The organism is Rhizobium sp. PP-CC-3G-465 (genome assembly GCF_004343445.1).
Classification (GTDB): Bacteria; Pseudomonadota; Alphaproteobacteria; order Rhizobiales; family Rhizobiaceae; genus Ferranicluibacter; species Ferranicluibacter rubi.
The window spans coordinates 1337992-1351223 of sequence record NZ_SLYH01000001.1 but is presented as its reverse complement, the minus strand read 5'-3'; the positions used below and the strand labels follow the sequence as shown (position 1 = coordinate 1351223).

General features: G+C 62.3%; 12 protein-coding genes. 8 read left to right on the top strand and 4 right to left on the bottom strand.

The genetic code is table 11. The features are described 5' to 3' along the window. Nucleotides 1-59: 59 nt before the first annotated feature. Nucleotides 60-2009 carry an acyltransferase family protein gene (locus tag C8J33_RS06315; RefSeq protein WP_132663467.1) on the top strand — a complete coding sequence of 650 codons (1950 nt, stop codon included), beginning with the start codon at nt 60-62 and terminating at the stop codon, nt 2007-2009. Between the two features lie 180 nt (nt 2010-2189). On the opposite strand, the gene rpsI is transcribed toward C8J33_RS06315, so the two are convergent. Continuing rightward, on the bottom strand, nt 2190-2663 hold the full coding sequence (gene rpsI / locus C8J33_RS06310; protein ID WP_092933221.1) for a 30S ribosomal protein S9: 474 nt from the start codon (nt 2661-2663) through the stop codon (nt 2190-2192). Nucleotides 2664-2665: 2 nt separating this feature from the next. Then, on the bottom strand, nt 2666-3130 hold the full coding sequence (gene rplM / locus C8J33_RS06305) for a 50S ribosomal protein L13 (RefSeq protein ID WP_110799575.1): 465 nt from the start codon (nt 3128-3130) through the stop codon (nt 2666-2668). 360 nt (nt 3131-3490) lie between these two features. On the opposite strand from rplM, the gene C8J33_RS06300 reads away from it, so the two are divergent. After that, nucleotides 3491-4312, top strand: a complete 822-nt coding sequence (locus C8J33_RS06300) for an enoyl-CoA hydratase-related protein (protein WP_132663466.1) — start codon at nt 3491-3493, stop codon at nt 4310-4312. Between the two features lie 6 nt (nt 4313-4318). On the opposite strand, the gene C8J33_RS06295 is transcribed toward C8J33_RS06300, so the two are convergent. Continuing rightward, nucleotides 4319-5155: an EamA family transporter gene (locus C8J33_RS06295; RefSeq protein ID WP_165929745.1), complete on the bottom strand. Its 837-nt coding sequence runs from the start codon at nt 5153-5155 to the stop codon at nt 4319-4321. 238 nt (nt 5156-5393) lie between these two features. On the opposite strand from C8J33_RS06295, the gene C8J33_RS06290 reads away from it, so the two are divergent. The 4 genes from C8J33_RS06290 (at nt 5394) to C8J33_RS06275 (ending at nt 8895) form a co-directional block, all read left to right on the top strand. Next, entirely contained in the window at nt 5394-5822 is a 429-nt protein-coding gene (locus C8J33_RS06290) for a CoA-binding protein (protein WP_132663464.1), read from the top strand. Nucleotides 5823-6092: 270 nt separating this feature from the next. Further along, nucleotides 6093-6980 (top strand): sensor domain-containing diguanylate cyclase, encoded by an 888-nt coding sequence (locus C8J33_RS06285; RefSeq protein WP_245507138.1) that lies wholly within the window; start codon nt 6093-6095, stop codon nt 6978-6980. 284 nt (nt 6981-7264) lie between these two features. Further along, nucleotides 7265-8545: an O-acetylhomoserine aminocarboxypropyltransferase gene (locus C8J33_RS06280; protein WP_132663462.1), complete on the top strand. Its 1281-nt coding sequence runs from the start codon at nt 7265-7267 to the stop codon at nt 8543-8545. A 5-nt stretch (nt 8546-8550) separates the two neighbouring features. After that, nucleotides 8551-8895: a cupin domain-containing protein gene (locus C8J33_RS06275; RefSeq protein ID WP_132447019.1), complete on the top strand. Its 345-nt coding sequence runs from the start codon at nt 8551-8553 to the stop codon at nt 8893-8895. Nucleotides 8896-8901: 6 nt separating this feature from the next. On the opposite strand, the gene C8J33_RS06270 is transcribed toward C8J33_RS06275, so the two are convergent. Continuing rightward, a complete protein-coding gene (locus C8J33_RS06270) occupies nt 8902-10167 on the bottom strand; it encodes a cytochrome P450 (RefSeq protein WP_132663461.1) in 1266 nt (421 codons plus the stop codon). A 381-nt stretch (nt 10168-10548) separates the two neighbouring features. On the opposite strand from C8J33_RS06270, the gene C8J33_RS06265 reads away from it, so the two are divergent. Together C8J33_RS06265 and C8J33_RS06260 are read left to right on the top strand one after the other, a co-directional pair. Next, a complete protein-coding gene (locus tag C8J33_RS06265) occupies nt 10549-11478 on the top strand; it encodes an endonuclease/exonuclease/phosphatase family protein (RefSeq protein WP_132663460.1) in 930 nt (309 codons plus the stop codon). A gap of 53 nt (nt 11479-11531) precedes the next feature. Then, a complete protein-coding gene (locus C8J33_RS06260) occupies nt 11532-13097 on the top strand; it encodes a phospholipase D family protein (RefSeq protein WP_132663459.1) in 1566 nt (521 codons plus the stop codon). The last annotated feature ends 135 nt before the right edge of the window (nt 13098-13232 follow it).

The following is a 13232-nucleotide window of genomic DNA, read 5'->3' as shown; positions in this document are numbered from 1 at the left end:
ATGTATATTCCTAATATAATGAATTCTCTTCATGTGTGACATGCTCCAGATGGAACGGAATGCTTTATAGACGCGAAATTGATGGTCTTCGTGCCACTGCCGTGACCGCTGTCGTCCTTCATCACGCCGGCGTGCCGTTTCTCCCCGGAGGGTTTCTGGGGGTCGATATCTTTTTCGTTATCAGTGGATATCTGATCACGGCCATCATCGTCCGAGAGCTTGAGTCCGGGACGTTCTCGCTGACGGCATTTTACGACAGGCGTGTCAGACGTATTCTCCCTGCGCTTCTGGTAATGCTGACAGCCACCATACCGTTCGCATGGATATGGATGATTCCAATAGACTTCAAGGCGTACGCGCAGTCTCTGCTGTCGAGCCTGTTCTCCTATTCGAACATTCATTTTGCAACGAAGGACGGCTATTTCGCGCCTGACATGGATCGGGCACCCCTGCTGCATACCTGGAGTCTGGCTGTTGAGGAGCAGTTCTATCTACTCTTTCCGATCTTCGTCGTATTTCTAACGAGGACGAGGAGGAATGTCCTTGTGCCCGCGATAGTCGGGATTTTCACTCTCAGTTTTCTCCTTTGTCTTGTTGGGGTTCGTTCATTCCCGACGATCAATTTCTACTTCCTCACCAGCCGGGCATGGGAGCTTCTGGGCGGCGCCCTCTTTTCTTTCGTGGCGTCTTCCCGGTCACGTCGTGTCAACGAGGTGGCATCGCTTGTCGGCCTTGCGCTGATCCTCGTTTCCTTCCTGCTGCCAACGGTTCAACAGGCTTGCCCCTCGGCTCTGACGCTGGCCCCCGTTCTTGGGGCAGGCCTCCTTCTCGTGTTCGGAGTGCAGGGAACATTCACGGCGCGTGTCTTGTCTTTGCGGCCGTTCGTGGGCCTTGGTCTCGTCAGCTACAGCTTCTACCTCTGGCACCAGCCGTTCTTTGCTTTTGCCCGGATTCGCAGTGCTGCTGAGCCACCTCTTGCGGTTATGCTCGGCCTTGCTCTTGCAGCGCTCGTGGTCTCCGTTGTCACTTGGCGTTTTATCGAGCAACCGTTCCGCAAGCACAGCGGGCCTTTTCGGATAGGCTGGAAGCCTTATCGGATGTTTATCGCCGCTGCCGGCATACTGATCGTAACCGTGAGCGCTGCGGGTCAGATAACCAAGGGTCTGCTTTGGCGAATGCCGCCCCAGGTTATCGCGATGTTACGCGAAAGCGAATGGAATACGGCCTGTCTTTTCGATGAGAAGTCCGACCTTCCCGTATTTCCTCTGATCGAATGCCTTCATAACCCGGGGCATTCTGAGGCCTATGCGATCTGGGGAGATTCGATTTCGTCGTCGCTGTCAGGCGTGCTGGCGAGCGAACTCGATTCACGCGGCGTTACCCTCCAGCAATTTACACACGGTTTTTGCGCTCCGCTTCCCGGTGTCTCCGTTCCGTCCGTCGCACCGAGCGCGCATTGCAGCGCATTTAATTCGAGCGCGCTCGAACAGATCCTTGCTTCGCCGGATATCAAGACGGTGGTGCTTGCAGCCTCTTGGATGAAGTTTTTCGGCTACCCCGGTTACGAGATCGACGGAACAATCGATCCTCTCCGGGACGAGGATAAACGGGCGGTCACCCAGCGGCTCAAGGACACGATCGCGACAATCGAAGCTTCCGGTCGTCTCGTCGTACTGGTCTATCCCCATCCGCAACCTGACACGAGCCTCATGGATATGGTCGTACAGCAGATGCTCAGAGGGGTGATTCAGCCGGAAGTGATCATTCCCTACGCCAACTTTATACGTCGCAGCGCCCTCAGCCGTTCAGTGCTCGATGCGGCAGCCAGCCGTAAAACAATGAAGGTGTTCCCGGAAAACATCTTCTGCAACGTTTCATCGGGTGGCGGTTGTGCGCTCGTGTGGGATGGATTGCCTTACCTGGCCGATATCCGACACTTTACCACGACGGGCGCCAAGCGCGTGGTCGGAGCGATCATCGACCAGCTATCGGACCGACAGAAAAGTTAACGCCTCATTGCCGCCGGCAACCGGGCGTTCTGAGTTTGAGAGCGCAGGCTCGACCTCCCTGAAATGTCGGGGTTCGCGAGCCGGTAGGGTGGTCTCGCTAGCCGCTGCAAACGCCGGATGAACAAACGAAAAAGGCGGAGCCGAAGCCCCGCCTTTGACGCAGTCCTGAAATCGAAGCGATTAACGCTTGGAGAACTGGAACGAACGACGGGCCTTCGCCTTGCCGTACTTCTTACGCTCGACGACGCGGCTGTCGCGGGTCAGGAAGCCACCCTTCTTGAGGACCGGACGCAGGCCCGGCTCGTAGTAGGTGAGGGCCTTGGAGATGCCATGACGAACGGCACCGGCCTGGCCGGACAGACCGCCGCCGGCAACCGTGGCGTCGATGTCGAACTGGCCGTCACGAGCAGCTGCGAAGATCGGCTGGCGCAGAATCATCTGCAGAACCGGACGCGCGAAATACTCGGGATAAGCCTTGCCGTTGATAGTGATCTTGCCGGAGCCCGGCTTGATCCAGACGCGGGCGACGGCGTTCTTGCGCTTGCCGGTCGCGTAGGAGCGGCCCTGAGCGTCGATCTTCTTGACATGAACGGGAGCAGCGTTGCTGGCTTCCACGACCGTGCCAAGTTCTTTCAGAGAGGAGAGGTCGGCCACGATCAGGCGCTCCTTACGTTCTTCGTGTTCAGCTTGGCGACGTCGAGGACGGTCGGCTGCTGCGCTTCATGCGGATGGTTCGTGCCTGCGTAGACGCGAAGGTTCTTCATCTGGCGACGGCCGAGGGGCCCGCGGGGAACCATGCGCTCGACAGCCTTCTCGAGAACGCGCTCCGGGAAGCGGCCTTCGATGATCTGGCGCGCGGTGCGCTCCTTGATGCCGCCGGGATAGCCGGTGTGCCAGTAGTACTTCTTGTCGGTGTACTTCTTGCCGGTGAGCACGGCCTTCTCGGCATTGATGACGATGACGTTGTCGCCGTCGTCGACATGCGGAGTGTAGGTGACCTTATGCTTGCCGCGCAGGATGTTGGCGATGATGGACGCGACGCGACCCACAACGAGGCCTTCGGCGTCGATGAGGATCCACTTCTTCTCCACCTCTGCAGGCTTCTGAACGAAGGTTGACATGATGAAACTCTTTCGTTTGGGACCCGATACGTTGCCGCCGGGCGTTTTTTGTTGCTTGATTTGCGGTGGCAGCCCCGAGGGGAGGACCCGCAAAGAGAACGCGGACGTGACCGTCCCCGAACAAGGTGGCTTATAAGGTCAGGCCGCTTTGCCCGTCAAGAGGTGCGGATGACAAGCCTGCGAGATGCGGTTAGCAAAATCAATGGGTTATCTATGTGGTTTTATGATACCACAAGAAATTTCATCGATTCTGGGTACGTGAAGCCGTCTTCAAAGCGCATCCGGTGCCGTTCGGCTTGAAAGCATGAGCCCGGCGGCGTAGCTGAAGATCGAATTCCGCCCCCTTTAGAAGGAGCCGACATGGCCGATATCGTTTCCCTGCACCGGCAGGAGCCCCGCGACCTCGTGCTGCGGGAACGCGAGGGTAGCGTGCTGCGCCTGACGCTGAACCATCCGCCGCTCAATGTGCTTTCGACGGCAGTCATCGAGGCGCTACTGGCGGAACTCGACGCAGCGGCCACGGACACCTCGCTGCGCGTCATCATTCTCGCGGCGACCGGAGCGGTGTTCTCGGCGGGCCTCGATCTGGATGAGCTGACCCGGCAGGGGGCCAACGAGGATGCCGGCCATGATGCGTTCGCGGCGGCCTTTGCGCTTTCGGCGCGGTTGATGACGACGATCTCGGCGCTGCCGCAGCCTGTCATCGCCGAGATCGACGGGCTGGCAACGGCGGCGGGCTGCGAATTGGTGGCGGCGTGCGATCTCGCCATCTGCACGGATACGGCGACGTTCTGCACGCCGGGCGTCAATATCGGCGTCGCGCCGATGGGCGCGGTCGTGGCGCTGGCCCGTGCGGCCAGCCGCAAGCAGGCGATGGAAATGCTGCTGACGGGCGAGACGATCGATGCCTCCACGGCCAAGGATTTCGGCCTCGTGAACCGCATCGTGCCGAAGCAATATCTGCGGCAGGTGGTGGACAGATACGCCGCCGTCATCGCCTCGAAATCGCAGGATGCGCAGCGTGGGGTGAAGGCCGCCTTCGACCGGCAGGCGTCGATGTCGCGCGAGGCAGCCTATGCCGAGGCCGCAAGCGCGGAAGCGGAAAGCGCGCTGACGCCGGATGCCGTCGAGGGAATGGAGGCGTTTCTGGCGAATCGTACGCCTGTCTGGCCCGGCTCCTAGCGCCTGTCAGGCGAGCTTCAGGAGCAGGGCGCCGAGCGCAATGAGGCAGGCGGCTGCGATGCGGAAGGGGCTGATGCGCTCCTTGAGCACGGTGACGGAGATCACGATCGCAAAGAGGATCGAGGTTTCGCGCAGGGCGGCAACGGTTGCGACCGGCGCCTTGGTCATCGCCCAGAGCGCGATGCCGTAGGAGCCGATGGAGCCTGCGCCGCCGACAAGGCCGCGCCACCCGTTGTGCTGGATGTGACGCAGCACGGGTGCGGCACCGCGCCGCGAGATCGCCCAGCCGAACAGCAGGACGGGCGGCAGCAGCGCCATCCATAGCGTGTAGGAAATGGCATTTCCGGAAATGCGCGCGCCGATGCCATCGACATAGGTATAGGCGGCAATGAAGAGCGCGTTGACGAGCGCGAGCACGATGGCCCGTGTGCCGCTGCGGCGCGCTTCGAAGGCGAGCGTGAAGATGCCGGCGGAAATGGCGAGGATGCCGAGGGAGGCGCCCTGGGTCAGCTTTTCCCCGACGATCATGCTGCTGGTCGCGGCAATGAGCAGCGGTGCGCCGCCGCGCATCAGCGGATAGACGAGCCCGATATCGCCGGCGGTGTAGGCGGCGGCCACCAAGTGGAAATAGCCGAACTGCAGTACGGCGGAGGCGAGCAGAAACGGCACCGCCCGCGCATCCGGCAGCGGCATGAAGGGCAGGAACGGCAAGGCGATGACGGCAGCACCGAGCGCAATCATCGCCGCATCCAGCGACTTGTCCGTCCCGGCCTTCACCATCGCATTCCACCCGGCATGCAGCAGGGCGCCGAAAAGAACGAAGAGGAGGACGTCGAGCGGCACGGGACACCGGAGGGGGAGGGTGGCGGAAGCGCGCCTCCGTTGTGGCAAGGCCGGGGCGGGACCGCAAGCACCGCCAGGTGCCAGCACGACAGTTTTATGACAGAGATGCCGTTTTAGGCAGATCCGGAAGGGTCTTTTCGACGGAAAGAGATATTTTCCCGGAAACAGCGCAGATCGCTCCCATCTTTTCCGTTGGAAAGATGGAAAATGCGCGCCAGAAAGAGAGGCAGGAGGCACCATGAATCACGATCAGTACCCGGACATCTACATCAAGGACATTCTGCGCTCGACGCGGACGATCGCGCTCGTCGGCGCCTCGGTCAATCCGGAGCGCCCGAGCTACCGTGTGATGGGCTTCCTGCTGCGCAAGGGCTACATCGTCCACCCGGTCAATCCGGGCCTCGCCGGCAGCCAGCTTCAGGGCCGCACCGTCTATGGTCGTCTGGCCGAGATCGAAGAGCCGATCGACATGATCGACATCTTCCGCGCCGCCGACGCCCTGCCGGCACTGGTGGACGAGATCCTTGCGCTCGATCCCCTGCCGAAGGTCTTGTGGGGCCAACTCTCCGTTCGCGACGACGCGGCGGCTGCGAAGGCCGAGGCGCGCGGTATCAAGGTGGTGATGGACCGCTGCCCGGCGATGGAGTATCCGCGGCTCGTTGGCTGATCAGGCTTTGCGTTTCACGTGCGGTGAACGGCCCGATCGGTATCGATTCGAACACCGGACAGTCAACGATGAGGGGACGTCAATCTGTCCACCGGAAAGGCCTTCACCAGGTTAACTCGTGTTGCTGCATTTAGAAAAATGAAATGCCGTTGTGGCAATCTGGAGGAAGTGGAAGGCCGGTCTGCAGATAAAATACGTGCCGTTTGTACATACGGGTATTTTTTCAGCAGAGTCGTTTCGTCGGCCAATGTGGAAAGTGACTCCGTGTTTATGCAGCAGCAACTGATGTCCATTCTTTCCTCCCTTCCGGACCCCGCCTTCATCCTGACGCGTAGCGGCAGGTATGCAGCTATATTCGGGGGAAAGGATCTCCGGCATTATCATGACGGCAGCGGTCTTGTCGGACGCAGCATTTTTGATGTGCTGAAAGAGGATAAGGCACAGTGGTTTGCTGGCGAAATCGAAAAGGCATTGGAGAGTGGCGTACTCCATATCGTCGAATATGAACTCAGCGGCAACGACGTCAACGGAGCCGGCGACGGCCCCAGCCATTCCATCTGGTTTGAAGGACGTGTTCAGGCGCTCGATTTTCAGGTGGAAGGCGAGGCTGCTGTCGTCTGGGTGGCGAGCAACATCACGGACAAGAACGAGGTTCAACAAGAGCTGCGCCAACTCAGCGAGACGGACGCCCTTACAGGGCTCTACAATCGGCGGAAGCTTATCGAGACCCTGGATCAACGCCTTGCGATCTTCAAACGGGAAAAATCGCAAACGTCGGTACTCGTTTTCGATCTCGACAATTTCAAACGGCTGAATGACGAGATGGGACATCAGGCAGGCGATGCCGCCTTGGTTGAGATTGCCCGCCTGTGCCGACAGCATCTGCGTCAGAGCGATGTGATCGCCCGTTTCGGTGGCGACGAATTCGTGATTGTCATGCCCGGTACGCATCGTCGCGATGCGCTGGAAATTTCGGAGCGATTGCGCGTGCATGTTCCGATTGTTCTCAGGGAGAATTTGCGCTGCGACGCGACGATCAGCGGCGGCGTCAGCGAGTTCAGTGGACCGGATCGCTTTTCCAGCGACATCCTCAGACGCGCTGACGAGGGGTTGTATCTATCGAAACGAGCGGGTCGCAACCGGGTCTCGGCTCTGTAGCAGCCGGCCGGCGCAACCATTCGCTGCAAAGGTTGGATGATGCGGCGTCAATCTCCGCGTAGGACCGCATCCTGACCCCGCCGACCGTGACATGAAACGTCGCCCGCCGCAGCCGCGCCGATGAAAGAACACGCCGTTCGCCTCTTCCGGTCCGACGTCCGGTCTGGGATAGTGTGCCGAACGAGAAACGTCGAGGCCGGGGAACAAGACGTAGGTCGCGACCCCTCTGCCACGACGCACCATCGGGCGCTGCCAGGGCGCGCTCGCCACAGGGAGGACGAAAGATGACGAACGCACCGGGGTTCAACACGCTGGCCGTACACGCCGGTGCGCAGCCCGATCCGACGACGGGCGCGCGCGCCACGCCGATCTACCAGACGACGAGCTTCGTTTTCGACGATGCCGACCATGCCGCGTCGCTGTTCGGCCTGCAGTCCTTCGGCAATATCTACACGCGCATCACGAACCCGACGCAGGCCGTGCTGGAGGAACGCGTCGCGGCGCTGGAGGGTGGGACGGCGGCGCTTGCGGTGGCGTCGGGCCACGCCGCGCAGCTGATCGCGTTTCATACGCTGATGTCGCCGGGCGACAATTTCATTGCCGCGCGCAGGCTTTACGGCGGTTCCATCAACCAGTTCGGACAGGCCTTCAAATCCTTCGACTGGCAGGTGCGGTGGGCCGATACGGCGGCGCCCGAAAGCTTCGAGGCGGAAATCGACGGGCGGACGAAGGCGATCTTCATCGAGAGCCTGGCCAATCCCGGCGGCACCTTCGTCGATATCGAAGCCATTGCCGAGATCGCCCATCGCAACGGCCTGCCGCTGATCGTCGACAACACGATGGCGACGCCCTACCTCGTGCGGCCGATCGAGCACGGTGCCGATGTCGTCGTGCATTCGTTGACGAAATTCATGGGCGGCCATGGCAATTCCATGGGCGGCATTCTGGTCGATGGCGGCACCTTCGACTGGTCGGCGTCGGGCAAGTATCCGGCACTGTCGGATCCGCGGCCGGACTATAACGGCATGGTGCTGCACACGACCTTCGGCAATATCGCCTTCGCGATCGCAGCCCGCGTGCTCGGCCTGCGCGATCTCGGGCCCGCGATCTCCCCGTTCAACGCCTTCATGCTGCTCACCGGCATCGAGACGCTGCCTTTGCGCATGCAGCGCCATTGCGAGAATGCGCTTGTCGTCGCGCGCTACCTCGCCGGGCACGACAAGGTGGCCTGGGTGAATTATGCCGGCCTCGAGAGCGACCCGAACCATGCGCTACAGCAGCGCTATGCACCGCGCGGGGCAGGCGCTGTCTTCACTTTCGGTCTGAAGGGCGGCTATGCCGCGGGCAAGGCCTTTGTGGAAGGCGTCTCGATGCTCTCGCATCTCGCCAATATCGGCGACACCCGCTCGCTCGTCATCCACCCCGCCTCCACCACGCACAGCCAGCTCAACGACGAGCAGCTGGTGTCGGCCGGTGCGGGGCCCGAGGTCGTTCGCCTCTCGATCGGCATCGAGGATGCCGCGGATATCGTCGCCGATCTCGAACAATCGCTTGCAAAGGTCTGACGCCGATGGCCGTTTCACTCACGTTCGACATCACCGGCATCCAGCCGGATATCGGCGCTCCGGCCGAGGATCGCCTGATCTCCGGCGACCCGGAATTCCGCACATGGAACATCGAGGAAGCCCCGGGCGGTCTCTACGCCGGCATCTGGGAAGCGACGCCCGGCAAATGGCGGATCGTCTACGAGGAGTGGGAATACTTCCACATCCTCTCCGGCCACTCCATCGTCACCGGCGACGACGGCCAGACCTTCGACCTGAAGACCGGTGACAGCCTCATCCTCAGGCCCGGCTTCAAGGGAACCTGGGAAGTGCTTGAAACGACTCGCAAGGATTACGTGATCAGGGTTTGAGAAGCTTTACCCCCAAGCCAGATCCAGCCGTTCGAGCCCGTGGAAGTGATAGCTGTCCTTGAAGGCGGGCGTCTCGGCGAGCCGCAGCGCTGGCAAGCGTTCGAAGAGGATCGGCAGGGACAGCTTGAGTTCCAGCCGGGCGAGCGGCGCGCCGATGCAGAAGTGGATGCCGGCGCCGAAGGAAAGGTGGGGGCCTTCGTTGCGGTCCGGGCGAAAGGTCGAGGGATTGCTGAACCGGCGCGGATCGACATTGGCGCCAGCCAGCATGAGGCCGATCCGGTCGCCCTTCTTCAGGGTGATGCCATCTTCGAGCTCGATATCGGACAGAGCATGGCGCTGGAAGATGTGGAGAGGTGCGGCGTATCGCATACACTCCTCCACCGTCCGCTCCGTGGCGGTGTCGTCGGCGAACAGGGCGGCCGGGTCGGCACCCGTCTGCAGGATGGTCGCGACGGCATTGCCGAGCTGGTGCACGGTCGCCTCATGGCCCGCGTTCAGCAGGAGAACGGCGGTCGAGACCAGCTCGTCGTCCGTCAGCCGCTCGCCGTCCTTCTCGGATGTGATCATGTGGGTCAGGAGGTCGTCGGCGGGATTGTCGCGCTTCCAGGCGATGATGCCGCGGAGATAGGCGTCGAACTCGGCCGACGCCCGGTTGGCGTCGTGCTCGGTCTCCTCCGAGGGGTTGAAGACGTACATCTTCACCATGCGGTGCGACCAGTCGAGCAGGCTCGGCGTCATGTCGAGCGGCACGCCGAGCATGCGCGCGATCACCGTGACGGGCACGATCTCGGCATAGGTTTTCAGGAGTTCGACACGCCCATCTCTCTCGAAACCGTCGATCAGGCGGTGACAGAGCGCAGCGATCTCCGGCCGCAGGGCTTCGACATGCCGCGAAATGAAGGCGCGGTTGACGAGCGTGCGCAGGCGGGTGTGCGCCGGCGGCTCCAGCTCCAGCAGCGAATGATGCTCCAGCCGGTCGAAATCGGCGAGATGCGGCTTCGGATCGGGCAGGCCAAGTTCCTCGCGCGTCGCAACATGCAGGATCTGGCGACCGAAGCGGCGGTCCCGCAACAGTGCATTCACCTGATCATAGCCCGTGAAGAACCATTGTCCGGGCTCTTCCCAGTAGAAGGCCGGGCAGGCGGCGTGCAGGGCGGCATAGGTCGGCAGCGGATCGCGGTAGAAGGCGGGATCGCGGATATCGAGCCGCACGCGCCGTGTGGCGGCATCGATGATGGCAGGGGACGGGGCGGAGAGCGTGGCAGTCGGCATGGCATGTCCAGTATGGGCGAGGACCGCGGGAATGTTTACGGTCGGATGCGGTAGAGGAGACCTCGATCGGGAGATAAGGATGCGTCGTCGAGTTCGCGCGCGCCAAACCTCCCGGAATGTTGGTCGGGCGACAGAAGGCGGTTCGTATCGGTTGCTTGTCAAGATCAGGCTTTCTGCTCGCACGGTCTTGCCCAACTTTGGGCGGCCTGCTGCGTCACTGGTATTGTCGTGCGGGTGCATCCGTCGGCCGTCGGTGACGTTCGGAATGCTGCTCTCCGCGCACGGCCGCCGCCTTGTCTTGCGTCAGGTCCTCGCTATCTCCAGAGGCACGGACACGACCACCCCGACCCGAAGCATCCAATAGCCAAGGTGAGCCCCGCCATGTCGCAAAAGCCAGCCAAGCCCACCCGATTCCTGAAAGCCGGTAAGACGGCCGGTGGGCTGCTTGCGGCCCTGCGGGCCCGGCGTGTGCCGCTGCTTGGCCGGGAGGCTTCAGCCAATGCGCGCGGTGATGGAGCGCGGGGCGATACGGTGGTCGCCTCCTACAACATTCACAAATGCGTCGGCACCGACAAGCGCTTCGACCCCGGCCGGATCATGGATGTGATCTGCGAAATCGACGCTGATATCATCGCGCTGCAGGAGGCCGACCAGCGCTTCGGCGAGCGGGCCGGGCTTCTGGATCTCGAGCGGCTGCATCGCGATTGCCACCTCCTCTCGGTGCCGATCGCGGCGTTCTCGCCGAAGGGCCATGGCTGGCACGGAAACCTGCTGCTGGTGCGCGAAGGGGCCGTCGTTAAGGTCAGCCAGCTGAAGCTGCCGGGCGTGGAGCCGCGCGGCGCGCTGGTGGTGGATCTCGACCTGAAGCACGGGCCGCTGCGCATCATCGCCGCCCATTTCGGTCTGTTGCGGCATTCCCGTGGCCAGCAGGCGCGCGCCATTCTCGCGGCCATCGAGGAGGCCGAGGAGCGTCCGACGCTGCTGATCGGCGACCTCAACGAATGGCGGATCGGCAAGCGCTCGGCGCTGTCGCTGCTCAGCCCCATCTTCGACCATTCGATTTCGGCCGTCCCCAGCTTCCCCTCGCGCTACCCGTTGCTGGCGCTTGACCGGGTGATGGGTAGCCCGCATACGCTGGTGACGCATGTGGAGGTCCACAACTCGACCCTGTCGCGCGTCGCATCCGACCATCTGCCGCTGAAGGCGCATATCGATCTGCAGGCGGCACTCTCGACCCGGAAGGACCTCGCCGAGGGTGCCGTACCCCAGACCGAGACGATTTCGACGGACACGACGTTGCAAGCCCGATAGGCACCCGTGACGATCCCGACTGCCAGACCCACCCAGAGGCCCGCGTCCGCTCCATGAAATGGCTGATCATCTCCCTTGCGATCCTTGCGATCCTGGCGGTGCTGGCAGCGCTCGGCACCATCTACGTCTATGGCCGCTTCGGCCGGCATCTCTATGGCCAGCCGGCAAAGGCGATCGAGCCCGTGGAGGGGCAGACGGAAATCGACCGGGAGAGCGTGCCACTGCTCGCAGGGAAAGACGGGCAGAGCGCTGTCACGCTCGTATCCGACAACCTGGATGCATTTTCCGTTCGCGCCATCTCGGCCCGCAAAGCGGGGCGCAGCCTCGATCTGCAATATTACTACTGGCGGCGCGACCTCACCGGGCGGCTTCTGGCCGGCGAGGTACTGGCGGCGGCCGATCGCGGCGTGAAGGTACGCCTGCTGCTGGACGACATCAATGCCGGGCTGCATGACCGATTCTGCCTGGCGCTGGATGCGCATGAGAACATTCAGGTGCGGCTGTTCAACCCCAGCCGCGCGCGCAACGACCGCTTCCGCCGGGGGCTGGAAATGATGCTGCGGCCGCTGCGGGCGACGCGGCGCATGCACAACAAGACCTGGATCGCCGATGGACGCGTCGTCATCGCCGGCGGACGCAATATTGGCGATGCCTATTTCGATGCGGCCGAGCAGGCAAATTTCCGCGATCTCGACATGTGGATGCTTGGACCGATCGCCCGGGAGGCAGCCAGCGTCTTCGACGACTACTGGAACAGCTCCATGGTGCTGCCGATCGGCTCGTTGCGCACCCCGCACCGCCATTATCTGCCGCGTCTGCGCCGCAAGCTCGCCAAGCTCGCGCGCGGCAAGGGCGGCCGGCACTATCTCGGCCATGTGGAGCAGGCAGAAGCCGAGTCCGGGCTCTTTCACGGCAGCGGCGAGTTGCGGTTCACCGGCGATATCACCATCAAGGCCGACCCGCCGGAAAAGGCGCATCTGGAGCGCCGCCAGAACTGGCTCATGCAGGAACTGCTGCCGCATATCACGGCGGCCGGGCGAAGCGTCAAGATCATCTCGCCCTATTTCATCCCCGGTGCCGATGGCGTGAAAGAGTTGTGCGGACTGGTGGCGAGGGGCGTCGATGTGGCGATCCTCACCAACTCGCTCGCCGCGACCGACGTTGCCGCCGTGCACGGTGCCTACGCCAACTACCGCCGCAAGCTCGTGGCGGGCGGCGTGACGCTCTATGAGTTGAAGGCGGTGCAGGAGGCGACGGAAACGCAGCGCATCTCGCTCTTCGGATCGCGCGGCGCGAGCCTCCACACCAAGGCCTTCACCATCGACGGCAAGGGTGCCTTCGTCGGCTCCATGAATTTCGATCCGCGCTCGGCCTCGCTCAACACCGAGATGGGCGTGCTTTTCACGTGCCCGTCTCTGGTGGCCGACGTCGATGCGATCTTTGCGCTTGAGACCCATCCGGGCACGAGTTTCCGTCTTTCGCTCGAGAAGGGCAAGCTCTGCTGGAACGACGAGGCGCAACACTGCTCGCGCATGCTGGAACGTGAGCCGGATGCCGGTTTCTGGCGCCGGGTGACGGCCGCGATCATCGGCTACCTCCCTATCGAATCCCAGCTCTGACGCCACTTTCGGGCAAGCGGCTCTCGTTAACGTTATAGATGGCAGCCGACTTGAAGTGCCTACCTCTGACACTCTATGTAAAGGGGCAGAGATATTCGAATGATTCCGATACGCGAAGTGTTCGCGCATTCATGA

Bases quoted from the DNA above. Each gene is read 5' to 3' on its own strand.
- C8J33_RS06260 (WP_132663459.1), top strand. From the start codon at position 11,532: ATGAAATGGCTGATCATCTCCCTTGCGATCCTTGCGATCCTGGCGGTG.
- C8J33_RS06285 (WP_245507138.1), top strand. From the start codon at position 6,093: ATGCAGCAGCAACTGATGTCCATTCTTTCCTCCCTTCCGGACCCCGCC.
- C8J33_RS06280 (WP_132663462.1), top strand. From the start codon at position 7,265: ATGACGAACGCACCGGGGTTCAACACGCTGGCCGTACACGCCGGTGCG.
- C8J33_RS06300 (WP_132663466.1), top strand. From the start codon at position 3,491: ATGGCCGATATCGTTTCCCTGCACCGGCAGGAGCCCCGCGACCTCGTG.
- C8J33_RS06315 (WP_132663467.1), top strand. From the start codon at position 60: ATGCTTTATAGACGCGAAATTGATGGTCTTCGTGCCACTGCCGTGACC.
- C8J33_RS06275 (WP_132447019.1), top strand. From the start codon at position 8,551: ATGGCCGTTTCACTCACGTTCGACATCACCGGCATCCAGCCGGATATC.
- rplM (WP_110799575.1), bottom strand. From the start codon at position 3,130: ATGTCAACCTTCGTTCAGAAGCCTGCAGAGGTGGAGAAGAAGTGGATC.
- C8J33_RS06265 (WP_132663460.1), top strand. From the start codon at position 10,549: ATGTCGCAAAAGCCAGCCAAGCCCACCCGATTCCTGAAAGCCGGTAAG.
- C8J33_RS06290 (WP_132663464.1), top strand. From the start codon at position 5,394: ATGAATCACGATCAGTACCCGGACATCTACATCAAGGACATTCTGCGC.
- C8J33_RS06270 (WP_132663461.1), bottom strand. From the start codon at position 10,167: ATGCCGACTGCCACGCTCTCCGCCCCGTCCCCTGCCATCATCGATGCC.